Source organism: Pedobacter rhodius, assembly GCF_027213645.1.
GTDB classification, from domain to species: Bacteria; Bacteroidota; Bacteroidia; order Sphingobacteriales; family Sphingobacteriaceae; genus Pedobacter; species Pedobacter rhodius.
This window is the reverse complement of record NZ_JAPWGL010000004.1, coordinates 49225-73850: the sequence shown is the minus strand read 5'-3', so window position 1 is coordinate 73850 and position 24626 is coordinate 49225. Positions and strand designations below refer to the sequence as shown.

The 24626-nt window shown below is 36.8% G+C and carries 25 protein-coding genes; 21 read left to right on the top strand and 4 right to left on the bottom strand.

Annotated features, from left to right (window positions below; all coding sequences use genetic code 11):
• Positions 1-243: 243 nt before the first annotated feature.
• From O0931_RS14665 to yihA, 3 genes are all read right to left on the bottom strand, one after another.
• Complete coding sequence (locus O0931_RS14665) at positions 244-1950, bottom strand: M3 family oligoendopeptidase (RefSeq protein ID WP_269416336.1); 1707 nt, start codon at positions 1948-1950, stop codon at positions 244-246.
• 85 nt (positions 1951-2035) lie between these two features.
• Complete coding sequence (locus O0931_RS14660) at positions 2036-2893, bottom strand: UbiA-like polyprenyltransferase (protein WP_269416335.1); 858 nt, start codon at positions 2891-2893, stop codon at positions 2036-2038.
• Positions 2894-2929: 36 nt separating this feature from the next.
• Entirely contained in the window at positions 2930-3550 is a 621-nt protein-coding gene (yihA, locus tag O0931_RS14655; RefSeq protein WP_269416334.1) for a ribosome biogenesis GTP-binding protein YihA/YsxC, read from the bottom strand.
• Between the two features lie 127 nt (positions 3551-3677).
• Between yihA and ubiE the strand changes: the two genes are divergently transcribed.
• The 19 genes from ubiE (at position 3678) to O0931_RS14560 (ending at position 21267) form a co-directional block, all read left to right on the top strand.
• Entirely contained in the window at positions 3678-4409 is a 732-nt protein-coding gene (gene ubiE / locus O0931_RS14650; protein WP_269416333.1) for a bifunctional demethylmenaquinone methyltransferase/2-methoxy-6-polyprenyl-1,4-benzoquinol methylase UbiE, read from the top strand.
• Positions 4406-5212 carry a type IX secretion/gliding motility protein PorT/SprT gene (gene porT / locus O0931_RS14645; protein WP_269416332.1) on the top strand — a complete coding sequence of 269 codons (807 nt, stop codon included), beginning with the start codon at positions 4406-4408 and terminating at the stop codon, positions 5210-5212. Before ubiE ends, porT begins: the two co-directional genes overlap by 4 nt.
• A gap of 81 nt (positions 5213-5293) precedes the next feature.
• Positions 5294-6055: an SDR family NAD(P)-dependent oxidoreductase gene (locus O0931_RS14640; RefSeq protein ID WP_269416331.1), complete on the top strand. Its 762-nt coding sequence runs from the start codon at positions 5294-5296 to the stop codon at positions 6053-6055.
• A 127-nt stretch (positions 6056-6182) separates the two neighbouring features.
• Complete coding sequence (locus O0931_RS14635) at positions 6183-6629, top strand: GatB/YqeY domain-containing protein (protein ID WP_269416330.1); 447 nt, start codon at positions 6183-6185, stop codon at positions 6627-6629.
• Positions 6630-6881: 252 nt separating this feature from the next.
• Positions 6882-7646 carry an alpha/beta fold hydrolase gene (locus O0931_RS14630; RefSeq protein WP_269416329.1) on the top strand — a complete coding sequence of 255 codons (765 nt, stop codon included), beginning with the start codon at positions 6882-6884 and terminating at the stop codon, positions 7644-7646.
• Positions 7646-8308, top strand: a complete 663-nt coding sequence (locus O0931_RS14625) for a CBS domain-containing protein (protein ID WP_269416328.1) — start codon at positions 7646-7648, stop codon at positions 8306-8308. Before O0931_RS14630 ends, O0931_RS14625 begins: the two co-directional genes overlap by 1 nt.
• Before the next feature lie 293 nt (positions 8309-8601).
• Positions 8602-8823 (top strand): hypothetical protein, encoded by a 222-nt coding sequence (locus O0931_RS14620; protein WP_269416327.1) that lies wholly within the window; start codon positions 8602-8604, stop codon positions 8821-8823.
• A gap of 29 nt (positions 8824-8852) precedes the next feature.
• The gene (locus tag O0931_RS14615) at positions 8853-9335 is read left to right on the top strand and encodes a hypothetical protein (RefSeq protein ID WP_269416326.1); all 483 of its coding nucleotides are present in this window, start codon (positions 8853-8855) and stop codon (positions 9333-9335) included.
• A gap of 78 nt (positions 9336-9413) precedes the next feature.
• Positions 9414-9701 carry a hypothetical protein gene (locus O0931_RS14610; RefSeq protein ID WP_269416325.1) on the top strand — a complete coding sequence of 96 codons (288 nt, stop codon included), beginning with the start codon at positions 9414-9416 and terminating at the stop codon, positions 9699-9701.
• A complete protein-coding gene (locus O0931_RS14605; RefSeq protein WP_269416324.1) occupies positions 9701-10237 on the top strand; it encodes a hypothetical protein in 537 nt (178 codons plus the stop codon). The genes O0931_RS14610 and O0931_RS14605 overlap by 1 nt, the downstream gene beginning before the upstream one ends.
• Before the next feature lie 112 nt (positions 10238-10349).
• Positions 10350-11231, top strand: coding sequence for an NAD kinase (locus O0931_RS14600; RefSeq protein WP_269416323.1), 882 nt, complete (start codon positions 10350-10352; stop codon positions 11229-11231).
• 2 nt (positions 11232-11233) lie between these two features.
• A complete protein-coding gene (gene porG / locus O0931_RS14595; protein ID WP_269416322.1) occupies positions 11234-12031 on the top strand; it encodes a type IX secretion system protein PorG in 798 nt (265 codons plus the stop codon).
• 19 nt (positions 12032-12050) lie between these two features.
• Positions 12051-12791, top strand: a complete 741-nt coding sequence (gene uppS, locus O0931_RS14590; protein ID WP_269416321.1) for an undecaprenyl pyrophosphate synthase — start codon at positions 12051-12053, stop codon at positions 12789-12791.
• A gap of 151 nt (positions 12792-12942) precedes the next feature.
• Complete coding sequence (bamA, locus tag O0931_RS14585; protein ID WP_269416320.1) at positions 12943-15486, top strand: outer membrane protein assembly factor BamA; 2544 nt, start codon at positions 12943-12945, stop codon at positions 15484-15486.
• Between the two features lie 100 nt (positions 15487-15586).
• Positions 15587-16117, top strand: a complete 531-nt coding sequence (locus O0931_RS14580; protein ID WP_269416319.1) for an OmpH/Skp family outer membrane protein — start codon at positions 15587-15589, stop codon at positions 16115-16117.
• Between the two features lie 58 nt (positions 16118-16175).
• Positions 16176-16751, top strand: a complete 576-nt coding sequence (locus tag O0931_RS14575; RefSeq protein WP_269416318.1) for an OmpH/Skp family outer membrane protein — start codon at positions 16176-16178, stop codon at positions 16749-16751.
• Positions 16752-16929: 178 nt separating this feature from the next.
• Positions 16930-17751 (top strand): glutamate racemase, encoded by an 822-nt coding sequence (gene murI / locus O0931_RS14570; protein WP_269416317.1) that lies wholly within the window; start codon positions 16930-16932, stop codon positions 17749-17751.
• Positions 17752-17953: 202 nt separating this feature from the next.
• Positions 17954-19855: an amidophosphoribosyltransferase gene (locus tag O0931_RS14565; protein ID WP_269416316.1), complete on the top strand. Its 1902-nt coding sequence runs from the start codon at positions 17954-17956 to the stop codon at positions 19853-19855.
• 170 nt (positions 19856-20025) lie between these two features.
• Positions 20026-21267, top strand: a complete 1242-nt coding sequence (locus O0931_RS14560; RefSeq protein WP_269416315.1) for a thioredoxin family protein — start codon at positions 20026-20028, stop codon at positions 21265-21267.
• Positions 21268-21831: 564 nt separating this feature from the next.
• Here the strand turns inward: O0931_RS14560 and O0931_RS14555 are convergent.
• On the bottom strand, positions 21832-22458 hold the full coding sequence (locus O0931_RS14555) for a LysE family translocator (protein WP_269416314.1): 627 nt from the start codon (positions 22456-22458) through the stop codon (positions 21832-21834).
• 141 nt (positions 22459-22599) lie between these two features.
• Between O0931_RS14555 and O0931_RS14550 the strand changes: the two genes are divergently transcribed.
• A complete protein-coding gene (locus O0931_RS14550; protein WP_269416313.1) occupies positions 22600-24036 on the top strand; it encodes an MFS transporter in 1437 nt (478 codons plus the stop codon).
• Between the two features lie 68 nt (positions 24037-24104).
• Entirely contained in the window at positions 24105-24563 is a 459-nt protein-coding gene (locus O0931_RS14545; protein WP_269416312.1) for a deoxycytidylate deaminase, read from the top strand.
• The last annotated feature ends 63 nt before the right edge of the window (positions 24564-24626 follow it).

Here is a 24626-nt window from a genome sequence, read left to right as displayed (position 1 = left end):
TCCGGAGGAATGACATCACGAAACTAAATGATTAGGTTTATCAGGCAGAGCGTTTTAACATTGTTTAACTTAATTAACAAAATTTTACAAATTTGTAGTGCTTGCGGTAATCAAATAAAAAAAAGTCGCAACGTTATATTGCGACTTTTTTCAAAACAAATCTATACTTTTAGAATTGACCCTAAACCCTAAACCCTAAACCCTAAACCCTAAACCCTAAACCCTAAACCCTAAACCCTAAACCTATCCCAATTTCTCTAATTCTTCTTTTACAAAAGCCGCTAATTCCTTAACATACTCTGCACTGAAATCGAATTTGATTCCTGCCGTTTCGTAAATCTCGTTCATTGGTTTTGTGTAACCCAAAGCGAGTGCGGCTAAATATTGTTCTAAAGCTTTTTTAGGATTTTCTTTATAGTTTTTCCAAACTGCAATGGCGCCTAGCTGAGCAATTGCATATTCGATATAGTAGAAAGGAACTTCGAATAAATGAAGTTGTTTTTGCCAAACATTGCCAAACTGTTGTTCCAAATCTGTCCAATCGGCAAAGCCTGCACCAAAACGGTTGTAGATTTGTTTGAAAGTTTCTTCTCTGTCGGCCGCGGTATGATTTGGATTGGTGTAAATCCAGTGTTGAAACTGGTCGATAACCGCCACCCATGGTAAAGTTTTCAAAACATCCGCCAATTGCTCTTTTTTCGCACGAATCAAATCTTCTTCATTGTCGAAATAAATAGCCCAATTATCCATCGAAATTAATTCCATGCTCATCGAAGCCAATTCAGCGACTTCTGAAGGGCAATGTTTAAAATCGTTTAATTCTAAATTTGCCGTTAAGAAAGTATGTATTGCATGTCCACCTTCATGAACCATTGTAGTTAAATCGCGAAGGGAATTTGCCGAATTCATAAATATAAAAGGTGCGCCGGTTTCTGCCAGCGGATAATTGTAGCCTCCCGGTGCTTTGCCTTTTCTGCTTTCTACATCGAAAAGGTTGTTGGCTTTCATGGTTGCCAGTTTCTCGCCAAGTGTCGCATCAATGGCATTGAAGCAGGCAATACTTTTATCAATCAGTTCTTCGCCGTTATTAAATGGTTTCAAAGCCGGTTTGCCACTTACGCTCACTTCCAAATCCCAAGGTTTTAAAATATCTAAGCCTAAAGCCTCACGGCGTTTTTCAGCTTGTTCTTTTAAAATCGGTACAATTTCCTTTTCAATCGCATTAGCGAAATCATAACAATCCTGCGGTGTATAATCAAAACGGCCTAAAGCCTGAAACATGTAATCGCGATAGTTTTCGAAACCTGCATTCAAGGCAACCTGATTTCTCAATTTTATCAACTCATCAAACAGAATGTTTAAATCATCTTTATCGATAAGCCTTCTTTGCTGAATAGTTTTCCAGGCATTTTCACGCACTTCGCGATTTAAATCTTTTACAAAAATGGAGGCTTGCTCCAAAGTGTATTCCTGACCGTTAATTTCAACACTCATAGCGCCGGTTATGCCCTGATACTTCTGTTGCTTAACTTGTAATTCAGTAAAAAGCTCGATATTTTCTTCGCGATATAATTCTAAGGCTTTTTTAATCGCCCGGCTGTAAACAAAATACTTTTCCTTGTCTAAAGCGTCCATAAAAGGGCTTTCCACAAACTTCTTGTTTAACGCATTCGATAAAGGTGAAATTTTCGGCTCAATCTCGGTAGCGAAATACTGGAAATTTTTAACTAATTCTTCGTTAGCCGTATCACAGCTCATTCTGATATATCGCCATGCAAAATCTTCTTCCAGGGCTGCTTCTAATTCGGAACGATCTTTAAGCCATTTCTCTAATGCTCCAGCACTTGTAATTTCACGGTTTTGTAATTCAGTAAAAAGTGGTGCTAAACTTTCCCAGGTAATACTTAAGTCCTCTGGTATATATGTTCTTGGTTTTTTATTAATAATCATATTCTATTCAATTGGATAATGCTTGAATGACAGGGGCGGGTTGGCCCATCGCCAAAACTCAATCATTCAAAACTCATTCATTCTATTATTTCGTTCTTATATACGCATCAATCAAAAAGCAAAGTGCAAAAACAACCGATGCATATCCATTTAAAGTTTGAAAAGCCCTGTTTACTTTGCTGATGTCGTTTGGTTTTACGAGTAAGTGTTGATATATCAGCATGGAGCAGAAAAATACAATTCCTACATAATAAACCCAGCTGAATTCGGTGAAGAATACAGGTAGAATTACGCAGGCTGCCGAAAGTATGTGCAATAAAACCGATACGTTTAAGGCATTTTTTATGCCAAGCGCCGAAGGGATAGAGTGCAGATTTTCTTCGCGGTCGAAATCTTCATCCTGTAAAGCATAAATAATATCGAAGCCACTTACCCAAAACAGCACGGCAAAAGAATACAAAACGGGAACCAACGCAAAATGACCGGTAACGGCAATATAGGCACCAATTGGCGCTAACGATAAACCTAAGCCCAAAACCAGGTGGCAAAGCGCGGTAAATCTTTTCGTGTAGCTGTAAAACAATACAACAAATAAAGCGACCGGCGATAAATAGAAACAAAGCGGATTAATGAAATAAGTTGTAATGGCAAATAGCAAACAATTTGCGATTACAAAAATCAAAGCCTCGTTAGCTGAAACTTTCCCTGCCGGAATATCACGCATTTTGGTACGGGGGTTTTTTGCATCAATATTTCTATCCAGATAACGGTTAAAGGCCATTGCCGAATTTCTTGCAAAAACCATACAAAGCAAAACCAGAATTAATTTTTCCCACCTGAAAGGGCTGTCGGTTGTGGTAACACCCAGGAAAAAGCCAATCATAGCGAAAGGCAAGGCGAATATAGAATGTGCGAATAATACGAGTGAAAAGTATTTTTTCATTTTTATATATACGATTTTTATTTAGCTTCAGACTGCTTAAAATTTGCTGATAACCGGCTTTACGAAATCTTTATTAACCTCATAAATAAAGTTTAAAACCTCTTCTTTTCCGGTTTGTTTTTCTGCGGATGTTAAAATAGTTGTCGGTATTTCTTCAAAAAAATCGCCAAGCTTTTTCTTAAAGGCGGCAACATTTTTAAGCGATTCATTCATACCTTGCTTATCAGCCTTGGTAAAAAGCAATGCAAATGGAATTTGTTTTTCGCCCAGCCAGTAACAAAACTCGATATCAATTTGCTGGGGTGTTAAGCGGCTGTCTATCAAAACAAAAACACACTGAAGGCTTTCTCTTTTTGTGATGTAGGCACGAATAAACTTTTCCCATTTTTCCCTGCTGGTTTTAGAAACCTTTGCGTAACCATAGCCCGGCAAATCCACAATGTACCAGGCTTCGTTTATTAGGAAATGATTAATTAACTGTGTTTTTCCAGGCCGCTGCGATGTTTTTGCAAGTCCGTGGTGGTTAACCAACATGTTAATTAACGAAGATTTCCCCACATTTGAACGGCCGATAAATGCATATTCGGGCATGGTTGGCGCGGGTAAAGCCGAAACCTGGGTATTGCTGCAAACAAATGTTGCCGTTTTGATAATCATATTGCAAAGGTAGTAATTTTGTAAGGATGGTTTAAGCGTTTAAACTGTTTAACTGCAGTTCATTTGACAATTAACCGATTAAAACAATTTAAACAGTTAAACAATAAACTTATCTTTGCCACACATCATGAATCAGAACATCACACCATATCAGGTAGACAACGCGACTAAAAAAGAGCAGGTTGCAACCATGTTTAACAACATTTCGGGCACGTACGATTTTTTAAACCATTTCCTTTCACTTGGAATAGACGTTTTGTGGCGCAAGAAAGCGATTAAGGAGCTGATTTCTTTGCAGCCTCGTATTATGCTCGACGTGGCAACCGGAACAGGTGATTTCGCTTTTGAAGCAATAAAAAAATTACACCCTGAAAAAGTTATCGGTGTCGATATTTCTGAAGGCATGCTTGAAGTTGCCAAAAAGAAGATTAATGAACGTAGTTTAACTGAAATTTTCTCCGTTCAGCTTGGTGATTCTGAAGGTTTGCATTTTGCTGATGATACTTTCGATGCCATTACGGTGGCTTATGGCGTGCGTAACTTCGAGCATTTAGAACAGGGTTTAAGCGATATGTTCAGGGTTTTAAAACCCGGCGGTAAACTAGTGGTTTTAGAATTTTCAAAACCGAAGGTTTTTCCAGTGAAACAATTGTATAATTTCTATTTTAAGCAGATTACCCCATTCTTCGGAAAGCTATTTTCTAAAGATGCGCGGGCATATACTTATTTACCAGAATCTGTTGCGGCTTTTCCCGATGGAAAAGATTTTACAATTTTGATGGAAAAAGTAGGTTTCAAAAGTACCAAACAAACAATTTTAACGTTTGGAATAAGTTCGATATATACCGGTTCTAAATGATAAAAAAATTAAGCCTTATCATCTTCCTTTTTATGGTTGTTACAACTTCTTTTGCCCAAAACTGGGGTGGGGGTGTAGATGATGAAGACTTACATTTTGGTTTCAGTTTTCAATATATTTCTGCGGAGTACAAAATTTTAAAGGCGGCAAACTGGAGAAATGCTTTTTATGAAACCGCTGATGGTAATAGCGTTACCTATAATCCGGAAGGTGGAAGACAGATTACACAACCCATGCGGGCAATTTCAAGTCCTCCTTCTGTGGGGTTTGGTCTGGGTTTCGTTGTAAACAAGCGGGTTTCCGAAAACTTTGACATTAGAGCAACACCGTCATTAATTTTTAGCGACAGGATTATTCGTTATGAGTACGAGCCTGCCCCGGAGACTACTCAACCAATAAACACGGCAATAACACCGCCTGCTTTTCAAACAGCTATCGATAAAAAAGTTCAGGCGACAATGTTCGAAATCCCAATAGGCATAAAAATAAAATCGAACAGATTAAATAATTTCAGGGCTTACTGGTTAGGTGGTGCAAAATATTCCATGGATATCGCCTCTAAAAAGAAAACTTTCGATGAAGGCGAAACCCAGATTAATAAGTTATTGAAAAATAAAAGAAACTACTTTTCCTATGAAACCGGAATTGGATTTGACCTGTATTTTGAGTATTTTAAGATGTCGCCCGAGATAAAAGTTTCGTATTCTATGAATGATATTTTGCAGCATGACAATACGGCTTTCGCGAACCCTTTGGATAAAACCAAGCTGCGTCATTTTACATTCAGCTTGTTTTTCGAGTAGCAGCACAATCTAAAAAAAACTTACCTTTGTTGCGATTATGGAAGGTATAGAAAATATTTTCCAACTTATTATTTTATCAATATGTCTAAAATTGCTTTAATTACTGGCGCGACTTCAGGTATTGGCGAAGCTTGTGCACATATCTTTGCGCAAAATGGGTATAACCTTATTTTGGTTGCCCGCAGAGCCGACCGTTTAGCTAAAATTGCGCATCATCTTGAAGCTAAATATGCAATAACCACCCAGCAGGTTTTAGCCGATATTCGTGAAAAAGAAAATTTAAATAAAGCTTTTGAGGCTATCCCGGCTGAATGGAAAAAAGTTGATGTGCTGATAAACAATGCGGGTTTAAGCCAGGGATTAGATCCGATTGATAAAGGCAATACCGATGATTGGGATACCATGATTGACACCAATGTTAAAGGCTTGCTGTATGTGACAAAAATTGTTTCTAACTGGATGATTCCAAATAAATCGGGCCACATCGTAAACATCGGTTCAATTGCCGGTCAGGAAGTTTATCCAAACGGAAATGTTTATTGCGCAACCAAACATGCTGTAGATGCATTAAGTAAGGCCATGCGGATTGATCTCTTACAGCACGATATTAAAGTAACAGCGATTAATCCGGGCATGGTTGAAACCGAATTTTCAGTCGTTCGTTTTAAAGGAGATGCAGAACGTGCTAAAAATGTTTATGCAGGTTTAGAACCTTTAATTGCCGATGATATTGCCGATGCAATCTGGTATGTAGTGAGCAGACCTAAGCATGTAAATATTAACGATATGCTGATTATGCCGACTGCACAGGCCACGGCAACGCTTGTAAATAGAGCAGGTTAACTGTGGAACTGTTTTAATTGGTTATTGTATAGTTAGCCAATCAAACAACGATAATAATATTTGAAAATAAAATTTGGGTGTGGGTTTTACGATTAACCGATTAACCATTTTAACCAATTAACCAAAAATGATATCAAACACAATAGATCAGGAAATAAAAAAAGCCATGCTGGCTAAAAACGATGCGCAGTTAAGAGGATTAAGAGCAATTAAAGCTGCAATTCTTCTGGCCAAAACCGAGAAGGGTGCGTCAGAAGAAATTACAGAAGAAACTGAATTAAAAATTCTCCAAAAGCTGATTAAACAACGTCGCGAATCGGCCGATATTTATAAACAGCAAAACCGCGAAGATTTATATAAGGTAGAAGAAGAAGAGATTGATGTCATCAACCAGTTTTTACCGAAACAATTAGATAGAACTGAGGTTGAAGCGATAATTGCTGATGTTATCAAACAATCGGGCGCCACATCAGTTAAGGACATGGGTAAGGTTATGGGCTTGGCGAACAAAGCGCTTGCAGGTAAAGCTGACGGCAAATTGATTGCCGAAATCGTTAAAGAAAAACTGGCATAGAGCGGAAAGCTTAAAGTCTAAAAGTTTAAAGTGGAATATTAGTTGATAGCGGCCCATAATACTAATATCTCGATACCCGGTACTCAAATCTTGATACTTGATACTCCTATCTTGATACTGGATACCCTCATCTTGATACACTAATAATTGTTTTTAGACCGTTTTCCATTTTATTTCAGAAAAATAGTAAGGAAATGCCAAAAATTAATTTTACTCTACTAACTTAGTAGCAATATACTGTATATAATATATATGAAATACCAGGTAATAGAAGAAGAAGGATTTAAATACATCGAAGCCGGGAAAGGCGAAACACTGGTATTGCTGCATGGTTTGATGGGTGAATTGAGTAACTGGGAACCGGTTATTGAACAATTTAAAGATCGTTACCGTGTTGTTGTTCCTATTCTTCCGATTTACGAATTGCCAATTTTAACCTTAGGTGTTAAGGCATTATCAAGATACCTTCATCGCTTTATTAAATATAAAAACTTAGGGCAGGTTGTACTTATTGGCAATTCATTAGGCGGTCATGTTGGCCTGGTGTTTACAGTTGCGCACCAGGAATTTGTTAAAGCTTTAGTGCTCACGGGAAGTTCTGGTTTATATGAAAATGCTTTCGGAGGTTCGTTTCCACGAAGGGAAAGTTATGATTATATAAAAGAAAAAGTAGAATTTACATTTTACGATCCGGCAACAGCCACACCAGAACTTGTTCAAGAGGTTTTTAAAACCGTTAACGACAGATCGAGGGTTATACGTATTTTAACCATGGCAAAATCGGCTATTCGTCATAATATGGGTAAAGAATTATCGAAAATTACAATCCCGGTTTCTTTGATCTGGGGTAAAAATGATAAAGTTACCCCACCTGAAGTAGCGGAAGAATTTTACCAGCTGTTGCCAAATTCAGAATTGAACTGGGTTGATAAATGCGGACATGCGCCAATGATGGAGCATCCGGAAATATTTAATGCTTACTTAGAGAAATTTTTAGATAGGGTATTATTAAAATAATGTTTGCCGAAGAAATCATATCAAATGTTATACCGCCGGTAAAAACGGACGACACGGTGCAGAAAGTCTTAGATCGGATGAACGAATTTAAGCTTAAGCATATGCCTGTGGTTAATGATGATCAGTTTTTAGGTTTACTTTCCGAAGATGATTTACTCGAGGTCCGCAATCACGACATTTTAATTAAAGATGTTAATCTCAATTTGTTAAATGCCTTTGTTTTTAATAATGCGCATACTTACGACGTTATCAGGCTGCTGAGTACGCTCAAATTGACGGCTGTTCCGGTGCTAGACCAACAGAAAAATTATGCCGGGTTAATTTCTATTAATAACATTTTAGATTCTGTTGCATCCTTATACGCAGTGAACGAGCCGGGTGGTATTATCGTTTTAGAAATTAGTAATCGTGATAATTCTTTGGCACACATTGCCCAGATTGTGGAAGCTGATAACGCACAAATACTTTCATCTTACGTAAACTCTTTTGAAGATTCTACCCGCCTGGAGGTTACATTAAAAGTTAATAAAACAGAAATAACAGCTTTAGTTGCTTCTTTCGAACGTTATAATTATCAGGTTAAGGAAGTTTACAATAACACTCAAGTAGACGACGGTTCGCAGGAACGTTTCGATTCTTTTATGAACTACTTAAACGTGTAGTATTTACATAAATCTTATATCTTTATGTAAAAAAACTTCATGAAATTTAAACGCTCACTCCTTTTTACTACCACAATTTTTGCTCTATTTTATACTGCTGTAAAAAAGATAAAACTGAACGGGAAAACGCCAATAACATAATTGCTGGAGCAAAGAATTGGTTTTCTACCGCCAATAAAAATTATAGCCCTAGCTGGCAAAACGCAGTATCAATTTCGAAAGATAATTCAACTTATATTTTTCTTCCCTCCAACTATAAATTAACTGTAGATACAAATAAGATAATTTCCCGTTTGATAATAGTAGATTCTGCTGGTAAGTATTCTGCTAAATTAATAGAGTTTATTAATTCTAATGTTCCGGAGAATTTAAATAATATTGTCGCGATTTATCATGGGGATAAGAATTTAAAGAATCTCGACGGCCAATATTCAGGTAAAGTATTGGTATTAAATGCCGACCATGTTTCCTTAACGGGTGGCAGTTTGAAAATGGCGGTTTTAAGTATAATCTGAAACTAAACAGTTTAAACGAGGATGAATCCATGCTTAAAAAGAAATCATCGATGACGTTGCAACCGGATCCTGGTGCTTCAGTTTGCACAGATTGGTATCTAACAACATGGGATGCAAATACCGGCGTTGTTTATAGCTCCATATTTTTATATAATTCTTGCGAGATAATGGGTAGTGGCTCAGCTGGTACCGGCCCGGCCGTACAGGATAGTATAAATGTTTTGGCCAAACAATTTTGTGAAGGCTTATCTGACCAACAAATGCAAACGATTAATAACACCTTAAATGAGTATAATGCCTTTAACTGCGCCACCCGATATTTAAGTGGTTATTTTAAAACCAGTAGCATTCAATTCAAATTTTGTATCGAAAATATAAGCGAAAGTGCGCAATACCACCCCGGGCAAAACAGCATTAGCTTCAGTAATAACTATGCCGCAAGCCGTGTTGATATGCTGGAACATGAATTATACCATGCCTATCAAGACCGGCTATATCCCGGAGGTACATAACAATACGCCCGAGTAAATAAGGTTGGACAAGCGGGCTTTGTTAATATTGAATTTGAACAAGCTGTGATAACTGATATCATGCATAATAGTACTACAGCTTTTGATATTTATGGAACAGATGGACAAAAGCGTTTATATGAATTATGGATTGAGGAATTAACCAATAGCGGAACATCTTTTCCAAAATTTAATGCTAATGGTACACCAGCAGAAGTAACAGCTTATAATACCTTTATTACAAAATACAATTCTTTTTTAAGCGATTTTAATGCTCTGCCAAACAACCCATATCATAGCGATCTTCTAAATTTAACGCCCAAAGCCATCGTCAATTTATTTAATAATATACCTTCAAACTGTCAATAATGAAAAAGTTAATTGTCTTAAGTTTAGCGATATGCATGTTTTCATCTTGTTATGCGCAAAAAGCTATTCAAGCTGATCTTTATAAGATTAATGGTAAAAGGTTTAAAGTTACTGATTATGGGGCTGCTGCAAACTCTGATAAGATTCGAATCGGAATTAATAATCCAGATTATAAATATGAAAATGTCCCTCCTCCTCTGCCTAAAGTAGAATTTCCTTACCCTATGCAAAAAAAGGATATTCATTTAGATAATGATAAGGTTAAAAAAATAATTTTTGAAGTATTAAAGTCTAAATTGAAGTATTTAAAAATAAATAGTGAGATTTTAAGTCTATCATTTAGCCTTTCAGAAAATGGTACAGTTTTAAATATTAATTATTTTTTAAATCAAAAAACATATATTTCAGTTAAAGACATTGCGGAGATTGATGAAAGAATAAAATCAGAAATTAGGGTCAACTTTACCGGTGTAGATTATTTGCAGTATTATGTTATAAACTATTCAATGCCTGCTATCTTTTTTGGTAAACTGTAGTTATAGGGTGTAATGAAAATATTTATGTTTATTATTAAAAGAATAAACTAGTTTTGTAAACGCCTGAATAAATTATGTTTTTAATCTAGCGCTTTACAATTAAACCTTTATTATGAGGATTGCCATTTATGGAAGAGATTTTAATGATACCGTATTGCCATACGTTCAGGAGATTTTCGATCTCTTAAAAAATCATGGCATACAGCCGGTTCTTCATCATAAATTTAAAAACTCCCTCCATGGTAAAATTAAACTGCCGGCGCATACCATTATTTTTCATAACCACGAGGAGTTAAAGCAACAAGCCGATGTTTTGCTAAGTTTAGGTGGCGACGGTACATTACTGGATACGCTTTCCCTAATCAGAAATTCTGGTATTCCCGTAATTGGTATTAATTTTGGACGTTTAGGCTTTTTGGCAAGTATTAATAAAGGAGAAATCGAATCGGCCTTAAAAGCCCTCATTCACGGAGAATACACCTTGGATGAACGCTCACTTTTGCGCTTAGAATCTGATAATGGTTTATTTGGAGAAGAAAACTTTGCCTTAAACGATATCACGATTCACCGTCGCGATAATTCGGCGATGATGATTATTCATGCCTCCATGAACGGTGAGTTTATAAACTCTTATTGGGCCGATGGATTAATCATTGCCACACCAACCGGCTCAACAGCCTATTCGTTAAGTTGCGGAGGCCCTATTATTTATCCCGATTCGCAAAGTTTTGTAATTACACCAATTGCGCCGCATAATTTAAATGTTCGCCCGGTCATTATTCCTGATGATAATAACCTATCGTTTGAAGTAGAGGCAAGAGAATCAAAATTTTTAGTATCCTGCGACAGCAGAACCGTTACCGTAGAGCGTTCCGTAAAAATTACCATCAAAAAAGCCGATTTTTGTGTAAATCTTATTCGTCTTAACAATGAAACTTACTTAAACACGTTAAGGAATAAATTATTATGGGGCATTGATACCCGTAACTATTAAATATGGCGTTAAACAAACCTGTTTTATTCATCCTTCTTCTTTTATCTTTTTCACAGCTCGGCAGCGCGCAGTCTTTTGCCACCTGGGAAATCGGCTTTTCTGCCGGAGGTGCCGGATATATAGGTGATTTAAATCAGAATAACCCGTTACAAATCAGTGGCTTTAATGCTGGGGCTTTTGCTAAGCGTAATTTCACTTCTTACCTGGGTTTAAGGTTAAACTATAATTACGGACAGATTCGGGCTAATGATGCAAATTCTGCTAATGAGCAATTCAGAGAACGGAATTTAAGTTTTAAAACCGCGCTGAATGAGGGCAGCGCAATTTTCGATATAAACTTTTTCGATTACAAGATAAATGGCGGAAACAGAAGGTTTACACCCTATCTATTTGCGGGTGTGGGCTTTGTTAATTTTAAGCCAGAAATAAAATACCAGGGAACAAGATACAGGTTAGACCGCCTGTTAACAGAGGGGCAGGATAACAATTATCCAAATATAGTTTTAACAATTCCCTATGGGGGTGGTATCCGGTATAATTATAAAGACACCTGGAGTATTTTTTCCGAAATAGGTTACCGCACAGCATTTACAGATTATTTGGATGATGTAAGCGGTGTTTACCCGGTAAATCCTGTTTATGTAGGTAGTAATCCGGCACTCAATGTTTCCGATCCTTCTTTGAATAATACAGGTGTCGCTGGTACCCAAAGAGGTGATTTTAGAAAAAGAGATACTTATCTATTTGTTAGTGTTGGCATATCTTTTACCTTTGTATCCTCAAAATGCTATTCCTTTTAAGCTGATTTTGAAATAATTAATGGGATTTAAAGAACAAATAGACTATAGCCGCCTGCCAAAGCACATTGCCGTAATTATGGATGGTAATGGCCGCTGGGCAAAAGGCCAGGGTAAAATGCGTGTTTTCGGGCATGAACAGGGTGTACTTTCGGTAAAAGATATTGTAGAAGGCTGTGTTGAGGTTGGTGTTAAATACCTTACCCTGTATGCTTTTTCTACTGAAAACTGGAGCCGTCCGAAAGAGGAAGTCGATGCATTAATGCAAATCCTGATTTCGACTATAAATAAAGAAACAGAAACGCTTAACAAAAATAATGTTAAGCTAAATGCTATTGGTAACATCGAATCATTACCGCAGGAATGTATTGATGATTTGAAAGAAGCGATGGATAAAACAGCACACAATGAAAAGTGTACGTTAACACTGGCTTTAAGTTACAGTGCAAAATGGGAAATTGTTAATGCTGCGAAGAAAATTGCCGTTGCAGTAAAAAATCGAGAAATTGATATAAATGATATTGATGAGGATTTATTTTCATCACAATTAACAACTGTAAATATTCCTGACCCCGAGTTGATGATTAGAACCAGTGGTGAACACAGAATAAGCAATTATTTGCTGTGGCAAATGGCTTATACTGAGTTTTATTTTACTGACATTTTATGGCCCGATTTCAGAAGAGAAAATCTTTTTGAAGCCATTGTCGATTATCAAAAACGCGAGCGCCGTTTTGGCAAAACCAGCGAGCAATTAAACTAATTTTTCTTTTAACACTTTTTAACAAGGGTTTAAATTAACTTAGCAGCACTTTTATACGATAAATGTAACCACTTCAGAAGGATGAAAAATAAAGCATTTTGCTTTCTAAAACATTGTTACCTTCGTGGCCATTACTGAACAAATTATTTTAATGAAAAGAATATTTCAAGTTTTAATCCTATTAGTCTTAGCCGCTCCGGCCTTTGCTCAAATTCGTCCGACAGGACAGGCACCGGCAACCCCTTCTTTAAAGGTTGGCGGCTTAGATCTCGATTATTTTAATCCAAAAGAATTCATTATCGGCGGTACAAAAATCACAGGAACAGAATACCTTGACAAGGAAGTTTTAATTACTTTATCGAAATTAACGAAAGGCGACAAAGTTGTTTTACCAGGCGAAGCAACTTCTGATGCAATAAAAACACTTTGGGCACAGGGATTGTTTGACGATGTTAAATTAAATATTGAAAAATTTGTTCAGGATACCGTTTACTTTGAAATTGAAGTTGTTGAGCGCCCGCGTTTAAGCTCAATTGATTTAAAAGGTGTTCGTAAATCTGAAAAAACAGCAATTCAGGAAAAGTTAAATGATAAAACCGGTAAAATCGTTAATGATAACCTGTATAATACGACATCGGCAATTGTTAAAAAATACCTTTTAGATAAAGGCTATTTCTTTACTAAGATTGATTATACGACGCGTAAAGATCCAAATTCAGAAAATAGTGTGGTCTTGGAAGCGAACATTGATAAAGGGCATCGTGTAAAAGTTCAGCATATCGATTTTACAGGTAACAAAGATTTTAAAGCCGCAAAACTTCGAAAATTCCTAAAAAATCCTAAACAGTTTGCATGGTGGCGCTTTTGGGGCTCCGGTAAGTTCAGTAAAGAAAAATACGAAGAGAATAAAATTAAAATGATTTCTAAACTGCACGAAAAAGGTTATCGTGATGCAGAACTTCTAAAAGACAGTATCTATCCGTTCAATAAGAAAAAAGTGAACATTAAGATGGATATCTATGAAGGTAAAAAATATTACTTCGGTAAAATTACATGGGCCGGAAATGCAATTTATACAACCGATGTTTTAAATAAAGTTTTAACCATCGAAAAAGGCGATATCTTCAGTGAAGATAAACTTGATAAGAAAATTAATGGCGGCGGTGAAAACGGTGGTGATATTAATAGCTTATATACAGATAACGGCTATTTGACTTTTAATATCGACCCGGTACAAACAAAAATTTACAATGATACGGTTGATGTAGAGATGCGCATTTATGAAGGTCCGCAATACACAAATAATCGTATTACTTTAAAAGGAAATACGATTACAAATGATAAAGTTGTTTTACGTGAGATTCGTACAAAACCCGGACAGAAATTTAACAAAAGTGATTTAATCCGTACCGTCCGTGAGATTGGTCAGTTAGGTAACTTTGATGAGCAAAAAACGGTTCCGACACCTCGTCCTAATCCGGCAGATGGAACAGTAGATATTGAATATGCAGTAGAAGAGAAACCTTCCGATCAGATTGAATTATCAGGTGGTTTTGGTGGTGGCCGTATTATCGGTACTTTGGGTTTAACCTTCAATAACTTCTCGCTGAGAAACTTATTTAATTTAAAAGCTTATAAACCGCTGCCAAAAGGAGATGGACAGAAATTAAGTTTACGTGGACAAACCAATGGTAAATATTACCAGTCGTATAGTTTCTCTTTTTCTCAGCCATGGTTTGGTGGCGAAAAACCGGTGAGCTTTGGTTTAAGTGCATTTACGTCGTTACAATCGAGCGGTACTGCGGTAGATGCAAGTGGTTATTACAAAATCCGTTTAAATGGTGTAACGGTAAGTTTGGGAAGAAGATTAAACTGGCCGGATAACTATTTCCAGTTAACACACTCGGTAAACTTACAACAATACATTCTTCAGAATTATCCGGGTTATTTATTCAGCACCGGTACTTCTTATAACTTAAACTTAACGCAGGAAATCAGCCGCGATTCAAGGGATTCGCCAATCTTCCCTAAATCAGGTTCATTTATCAGATTTACGATACAGGCGACACCACCATATTCATTATTTAATAATGTGAATTACGCTACGGCTTCAGATAAAACAAAATATAGATTTACAGAATACCATAAATGGAAATTTGATTCGCAATGGTTCCAACGCGTAGGCGGTAACTTTGTAATTAAAGCACAGGCACAATTTGGTTTCTTAGGTCAGTATACTCAAGCCGTTGGTCAATCCGCATTCGAAAGGTTTAAATTGGGTGGTGATGGTATGCAGGGATTCGATTTCTTACAAGGTTCGGAGTTGATAGCCATGCGTGGTTATGCAAATAATACCGTAATCCCGGTAGGCTCTAATCCAACTATTGCACAACAATCAGGTAGTCCGATTTATACTAAATATGTTTTAGAAGCACGTTACCCGGTTATTGCCAGTCAGCAGGCTACCGCATTCGTATTGGCTTTTGCCGAAGGCGGAAATACCTGGAATCGATTCGGCGATTTCAATCCATTTAATATCAGAAGATCTGTAGGGGTAGGTGCCCGCATATTCTTACCGATATTTGGTTTATTGGGTATTGATTATGGTTATGGCTTTGATGCAATACCTGGATTACCAGATGCCAATAAAGGTCAGTTCCACTTTAGTATCGCACAACAATTAGGTGGATTTTAATTGCTTATGACTAAAAAAATAATTATTTATGCAATAAAATAGTATAAGTTAAGTTTATAGAAAGCTTAACTTATTATAACCAATCATTAAACACACACAAATGAAAAAATATTTTTTTATCGCATTTTTACTTTGCACAACTTTTGGCGCTTTCGCCCAAAAGTTTGCTTATGTAGACACAGAGTATATCTTAAAGCATATGCCAGAGTATAAATCGGCATTAAACCAGTTAGATGTGGCCTCTAAACAATGGCAGCAGCAGGTTGACCAGAATTTCTCTGAAATCGACAGGATGTACAAGGCTTACCAGGCCGATCAGGTTTTATTAACTGATGATATGCGCAAACGTCGTGAAAATGAAATTATTGAAAAGGAGAAAGCAGCTAAAGAATTTCAGCGTCAGAAATTCGGACCTGATGGCGATCTTTTTCAAAGCAGGGCTAAATTGATTAAACCTATTCAGGATAAAGTTGCTGATGTAATTAAACAAATTGCAAAAGCTAAATACCTTGATTTCATTTTCGATAAGAGCAGTGAAGCAACGATGATGATTTACGCAAGCAGCAGCTACGATGTTAGTAATGATGTAATCGTAAAATTGGGATACAAACCGGGGACTGTAAATAATTAGTATATTCGCCCCTCGAATTAAGCAAAATAATTAAAAAAAATAAAAAGTAAAATAAAACATGAGAAAGTTAATTAACGTATTCTTTGTAGCAGCAGGTTTATTGTTTACAGCGAATATGGCAAATGCACAGCAAAAGATTGGTCACGTAAATTCAGAAGAGGTATTTGCTAACTTACCTGAATCTAAATCAGCACAAACGACTTTAGAAAACTTAAGTAAAACAAAACAGGCTGAAATTGATGTAATGATTAAAGAATATCAAACACAGTTAGCAGCTGCACAAGCGAAAGAAAAAACACGTAGTGAGGCAAATAAAGAAACTGTTGATAAGGAATTACAAACAGCAGCAACTCAATTACAGGATTTACAAAAACGTATTGGTGATGCTCAAACTAAGGCACAGCAAGATTTAGGCACTAAACAAGGTGAGTTATTTCAACCGATTCAAGGTAAGGTAGCAACAGCCATTTCAGCTATTGCTAAAGAAAAAGGTTTAGCTTATGTTTTTGATATTGCTAACGGACAAGGTGGAAATAACTTGGTATTCTGGGATGGTGGAGAAGATATTACAGCTGCAGTTAAAACCAAATTAGGTATTACGGCAACTGCAAAAGCACCAGCACCTAAAAAATAAGCAACATACCTGAACAATTAACGTCGGGTTAATGTATGTAGTGCGGAATTAAGTTTAACTTAATTCCGCATTTTTGTGTAAAAGAATTATCTTGGAGGTTAATTGTTTGATTGCTCAATTGCAGGCTAAACATCTAAAAACAACAATTTAGCAATACAACAATCGGAAACAATAAATAATGCAAAAATCATCACCAATAGGTATTTTTGATTCTGGTTACGGAGGTTTAACCGTATTTCGTTCTATTGCTGAAAAACTTCCGGATTACGATTATATCTATCTGGGTGATAATGCCCGTTCCCCTTATGGCGATCATTCATTTGATACCATCTACAGATATACTTTAGAATGTGTAGAATGGCTTTTTGATAAGGGATGTAATCTTGTGATATTGGCCTGCAACACGGCATCAGCAAAAGCCTTGAGAACCATACAGCAGAAAGACCTGCCGTTGAAATATCCTGATAGGAGAGTCCTTGGTGTTATCCGGCCAACCGCCGAAGTTATCGATAATTATACCAGTACAAAGCAGATAGGCGTAATGGGAACCCGGGGAACTGTTAATTCTCAATCTTATTTATTAGAAATCAATAAATTCTTTCCCGAAATAAAGGTTTACCAGCAAGCTTGTCCAATGTGGGTTCCGTTAATCGAAAATAATGAACACGAGCAACCCGGTGCTGATTTTTTTGTCAAAGAATATTGTGATGCATTGATGAATCAATCAGAAAATATTGATTGTGTTCTATTGGCTTGTACACATTACCCTTTATTGTTGCCAAAACTTAAGGAAGTGTTTCCGGATTATATAAATATTTTAACCCAGGGGGAAATTGTTGCTTCCAGTTTGGTTAGTTATCTGGGAAGACATCCTGAAATGGAATCAACTTTTTCGAAAACGCAAAAAAAAGAATTCTTCACCAGTGGTGATCCAAAGGCTTTTGATGAGCACGCATCGATATTTTTTGGCGAAGAATTAATATCGGAAAAGATGGGCTAGCTGGTAGGTTGTGAATTATTATTGTCAACTGAAAAATATAAACTAAAAACCCTTAATAAACGTGTTTTAATCTGATTAATGATAGGAACGGAATTTTAATGCCTGAAACTTCGTCAGCTAAACCTCATCATTAGAAAAGAAAACACTTTTGTTTAGGTTGTAATTGTTTAAAAGGATAACTTTGCGGCTTCAAACCCACACAATGAGTGATCAGATAAAACACGAATGCGGAATCGCTTTTATTCGCCTGTTAAAACCACTTTCTTACTACCAGCAAAAGTACGGTACAGCACTTTACGGCCTTAACAAATTATACCTTTTAATGGAAAAGCAGCATAACCGGGGCCAGGATGGCGCAGGTATTGCAACCATTAAGCTGGATATGAAACCCGGCAGCAGGTACATTAGCCGATACCGGAGCATGGCTTCGAATGCGGTAGCAGATATCTTCGAATATGTTCAAAGTAAATTCGTAGACATCCAGGAAAATACGCCTGAACTAATGCAGGATACAGAGTGGCTCAAAAACAACGTAAGCTTTATCGGCGAAGTGTTAATGGGCCATTTGCGTTATGGTACCCATGGTAAAAACAGTATCGAAAATTGCCATCCTTTTTTAAGGCAAAATAACTGGATGACCCGTAACCTCGTTATTGCAGGTAACTTCAACATGACTAATGTTGATGAATTACTGGAACAACTGTACGAATTAGGCCAGCATCCGAAAGAAAAGGCAGATACGGTAACCGTTCTTGAAAAAATCGGTCATTTCCTGGATGATGAAAATCAGGATCTTTTTGATCAATATAAACAGGAAGGTCATGATAATGTAGCCATTACACATAAAATTTCTGATAATTTAGATATTGCCAATATTCTTCGTCGTTCGGCCAAAACCTGGGATGGCGGATATTCTATCTGTGGTATGGTAGGTAATGGCGATTCTTTCATTATGAGAGACCCGGCAGGTATCCGTCCGGCCTACTATTATTACGATGACGAAATTGTTGTGGCGGCGTCAGAGCGTCCGGCTTTGCAAACGGCTTTCAATATTCAATTTAAAGATGTTAAGGAAATTGATCCCGGTCACGCCTTAATCATCAAGAAAAATGGCGAGGTAAGCATGGAGCAATTCCGTGAGCCTACCGAAAGGTTATCTTGTTCTTTCGAACGCATTTATTTCTCAAAGGGAAGTGATGTTGAAATTTATCGTGAACGGAAGCAATTAGGCCGTTTATTAAGCGATAAAGTGCTTCAGGCAGTTAACTATGATTTAAAGAATACGGTATTCTCATTTATTCCAAATACGGCAGAAGTTGCTTTTTTTGGTATGGTAGATGGTGTGCAGCAGTATGTGCGTAATCATCAGAAAAATACTTTATTACACAATAAAACGCAATTAAGTGATGAGCAGTTAGATGATTTACTATCTATGGCACCACGGGTTGAAAAACTTGCTGTTAAGGATGTAAAACTCCGTACTTTTATTACGCAGGATGCGGATAGGAGCGAAATGGTTGCCCATGTTTACGATACTACCTACGGAATCATAAATAACCATAAAGATACGTTGGTTGCCCTGGATGACTCTATTGTACGCGGAACGACATTAAAGCAGAGTATCATAAAAATTGTAGACAGGTTACATCCGAAAAAAATCATCATTGTTTCTTCCGCACCTCAAATTCGTTACCCTGATTGTTATGGTATTGATATGAGCCGTATGGGACAGTTTGTTGCTTTTGATGCGGCAATACAATTACTAACAGAACGAGGTCAATGGCAAGTGATTGAAGATGTTTATGCTAAATGTAAAGCTTCACTATTGTTGCCCAAGGAAGAAATTGTAAATCATGTTAAGGATATATACAAGCCTTTTACACCTGAAGAAATTTCCGCTAAAATTGCACAGATTATAACGCCAAAAGGTACTGTTGCTGAGGTTGAGGTAATTTATCAAAGTTTAGAGAATTTACATGAAGCCTGTCCGAAGAACAAAGGTGACTGGTATTTTTCTGGTAACTATCCAACGCCGGGAGGTAATAAAGTGGTAAATAAAGCTTTTGTTAACTGGAAAGAAGGAAACAATCAGCGGGCTTATTAACCTTTAAATAAGATTTTGAATAATGATAGCTCACATTTTTATGTGGGCTATTTTTTTTAATATAGTTTATATAATAGGTTTTAATATCGATTTTGTGATTTGACATATCTTTTGTTTCATTTTAAATGAATATTGTTATTTTTAACTTCTTGTAAGACAGTATTATATATATGAAACGGTTATTTTTAGTCTTCATCATTGCTTTAATTATTTTTAATAATCGCGCAAATGCACAATCTTCTTCGACTGGAATTGTGTTTTTTAAGGGTACCTGGACTGATTTACTTGCCGAATCCAAAAAACAACAGAAATTAATCTTCCTCGATTTTTACACAGATTGGTGTCCTCCATGTAAAAGAATGGATGCAGAAATTTTCCCTAATAAAACAGTAGGAGAAGTTTACAATAAGCTCTTTATTAATTATAAAATTAATGCTGAAAAAGGTAATGGAATTGAGCTGGCAAAAAAGTTTGGAGTAAGAGCTTATCCAACATGGCTTTTTGTTGATGAGTTAGGTAATATGGTTTTACGTGCTGATGATTATATGTCTGCAGCAAACTTTATTGATTTAGGACAACGAGCTGCATTAAAGAGAAATGATACTGGAAGTTTGACACAGTTTGAAAAAAGATTTTTAGATGGTGAGCGTGAATTGGTTTTTCTTAGGGAATATATAGTGAAACTGACAAGCATGAAAGTAACAAATTCAGCAATCCTCAATACATATGTAAAATGTTTACCAGCCAATAAAGTTAACCAGGCGGATGAAATTATGTTTTTAGGCAAAAATATAGGCTTTGCTAAGTCTGACGCAGTTCAGATAGTTTTGTCAAATCTCAATGTTTTAAGTACAGATCAGAAGCAGGAAATTACTAAACCTATGTTTGCAATGCTTAGAAATGAATTTGCAGAAGCTAGGAAAGATAAGAGGCTTGATGATGAAGAAAAAGCGATAAATGACATTGACTTGCTTTTACCTTCTATGAATGAGACGCAAGTTAGCACAGTTAACAACCTTAAATTGCTTTTTTATACAGAGCGTAAGGATACGGAAAGAATGAAGGTTGTTGGTTCATCTATCGCTTCGAAATTGATGTTAATTCCTGATGAAATAATTGATAAGAAAAATCAGGAATTTTATAATGAAATTATGGCTCCGTTTTTATCTGGTAAAGAAGATAGCACAAAAATACCAGGCTTTGCTGAAGAGGTAAAAAGAATTAAGAAAAACTACTCTGCGGATATAGCGTCTCGTCTTTATATGGTTTCTGAAGCCTATTTCAAAACCCTTCAATCTGATGACCATGCTTTATATGATTCACTTCGATGGGCCGAGCGTGCGCATGCGTTAATTCCAAATGAAGCCACATTAAAATTAAAGGAAAATATTAAAGCTAAAATTGGTAGCTAGGTTACAATCTTATAAGTATTCGCTGAGATTTTTGCCTTAAGATTCCCGCCTGCGCTGGAATGACGGGTTGAGGTGGAGCGGCTTAGTTGTTTCTTATGTTTCTAAGGTGGTGAAAATGGAAGATGGAGGATGTAAGATGGATAATGGGATGGTAGACGCTGGGCCTGAAGATTTGACCTTTTTAGAAGTTCTGGTCCTAAAATTCTTTTTACTCCGTGGAAACCTTGGATTGAGCCTTAAGATTCCCGCCTGCGCTGGAATGACGGGTTGAGGTGGAGCGGCTTAGGTGTTTCTCAGGTTTCTAAGGTGGTGAATGAAATAAATGGAAGATGTATAATGGGATGTTAGATATTGAGCCTTAAGATTCCCGCCTGCGCTGGAATGACGGGTTGAGGTGGAGCGGCTTAGGTGTTTCTTAAGTTTCTAAGGTGGTGAATAGACAAATGTAAAATGGATTAATGTGAGATGGACGATGGTATGTTGTGAAGTTGATTATTAATACTAAAATCCTCGAAGCCTACTGTATGATGCCATGTTTACGCTGTAGTGGAAACGAGCAGGCAATTAAGCGTAAAACTTCATATAAGTTTTTATAACCAGCCAAAAGGCGAAGAATATAATTATAACACCGGCTATTTTATTCAGTTTTCTAAGCGAATCCTCTTTAATTTTATAACGGAGTTTGCTGGAGTAAAAACTCTTGGCACCATCAATGGACAGTTGGGTTGCCATAGCAATAAAGAAGCAAACTAACTTTTCATTAAGCATATTGTTCAGCTTAACAGAGATAATGCCGCTAACGATAATCCAGAACATTAATGTGGAAGGTGTAAGTATGCACATTAAAAATCCTTTCAACACATAACCCCGTTTACTTACTTTTTGCAAGGTAGCGCTATCGTAATGGACCGTTATTTTAGAAACCAGGTAATAGATACCAACCGCAAGAAGAAACAAACCGCCAACTATCCCAACATATTTATCGAAATCGGCTTTATACTCGAAAAACTGGCTTCCAAAAAGTACTAATGCAATTAAAATTACATCGCTTATTATTACACCAATGGCTAAAGAAAAACCAGCTTTGAAGCCTTTCTCTATGCTGGTTTTAATCATTGCAAAAAATACCGGACCTGTTAAAAACGACGAAATAATCCCTGCCCCTATACCTAACAATATGGCTTCAAACATGCATTGTGTTATTTATGAATATGCGAATATGCAATTTAAACCTAAACAAATCAATTTTATTTTTGTTGCGAAGGCTGGTATAAATAACCGTTTTTTAATTTTTTTTTATTTAAGTTTAGCCCCACTAAAACTAAATTTAAAATGAGTCAGGAACAAGCGCAAACCAAGTGGGGGCAATTTATTCCCTTAGTTACAGTCTTCTTTTTTTGGGGCTTCGTAGCAGCCAGTAATGATATTCTAATTCCGGTATTTAAAAAAGCATTCGATTTATCGCAAGCCGAAAGTCAGTTAGTTTCATTGGCATTTTACATTGCTTATACGGTAGGTGCCTTGATTTACAATGGAATTTCAGTATTAATAAAGCAAGATATTGTAAACAAATTAGGTTATAAAAATTCATTGGCGCTTGGACTGGTTATTTCAGCGCTTGGAACTTTACTTTTTTATCCGGCAGCAAACCTTCATTCATTTCCGTTGATGCTCTCAGGCTTGTTTATTGTGGCACTAGGTTTCTCTTTACAACAAACCGTAGCCAATCCATTGGCAATTGCATTGGGGCCAATAAGAACCGGATCCCAGCGTTTAACCTTAGCTGGAGGTATTAATAACTTCGGAACAACAATTGGCCCATTAGTGGTAAGTTTTGCCATTTTTGGTTCTGCTGCTAACGCAACTACAGATATTAGTATTGAAAGTGTTAAAATTCCTTATCTGATATTGGGCGTTGCCTTTATTGCTGTTGCAATTTTCTTAAAAATGTCTTCTTTACCGGATAGACCTACCCTGGTAGAAGCTTCGGTAGAAGATAATAATTCAATTAAGGGTTCTGCATTGAAGTATCCGCAATTGGTATTAGGTATGATTGCAATTTTTGTTTATGTAGGGGTAGAGGTTTCTACAGCAAGTAATCTGCCTGCTTACATGGAAAAAGATCTTGGTTTTGCAATTAAAGATATTGCACCTTACATTTCACTGTATTGGGCAAGTATGATGATTGGCCGCTGGACCGGTGCTGTTGAAGCCTTTACAGATGATGTGAGCACTCAAAAAGTATTAAGGTTTATTGCACCATATTTGGCCTTTGGTATCTTTTTGGCTGTAAATGCAATCGCCAAGCATGATTTAGCACCATTTTATGTGTATGGTTTAATCATTCTGGTTTTGATTGCAGCAGATATGGCAAGTAAAGGTAATCCTGCAAGAATGCTGTTAATTTTTTCTGCAATAGGAATTACGGCCTTGTTAGTCGGTATGCTTACAACCGGAATGGTAAGTGTTTACGCCATTACAAGTGTAGGTTTATTCTGCAGTACTTTATGGCCTTGTATTTTTACTCTGGCAGTTAGTGGTTTAGGTAAACATACCAGTCAGGGCAGTAGCTTCCTGATTATGATGATTATGGGTGGCGGTATTATTAGCTGGCTTCAGGGGGTAGTATCAGAGTTTACAGGTATCCAGTATAGTTATGTCGTTGGTATTATCTGTTTTGCTTATTTAGCATTCTATGCATGGAGAGTTAGCGGAATATTAAGATCGCAGGGAATCAGTTTTGATAAAAAACTTTCTGGCGGCCATTAACATATAATTAAACTAATTTTGCAGCCACAGAAAGATTATATTTTCTGTGGCTTTTTTAATTTTTATACATGACTGACAAACCGAGCTTCGATTCTATTTTTATGAACCTGGCGACAGAATTGGCTACACGTTCACATTGTGTACGTGCCCATGTTGGCGCTGTTTTAACAAAAGATACCCGCATTATTTCTATCGGATATAATGGTCCGCCCGCCGGAACACATAATTGTGATGAAGAATGGCCCGATACAGGTTGTGCCCGTGACAGTAAAGGAAGTTGTTCGCTGGCCTTACATGCAGAGGAAAATGCCATCCTGTATGCCTCTAAAAACGGCTCTAAAATTGAAGGCTGTACTTTGTATACTACTTTATCGCCTTGCATCGCCTGCGCCAGGTTAATCTTATCTTCAGGCATAAAACTGGTTTACTATTCTAAATCTTATGCCGCTTATAAAGGTTTGCCAAGTGATGAAGGGGTAGATTTTTTGAGGAAGTTTGGTGTAGAGGTGAAGTTGATGGAAGCTTAGGTTAATGTGTAAGTTGGTTGGCTTGAATTGCTTTCATTGTTGAATTGCTAAATTGGCTATAAA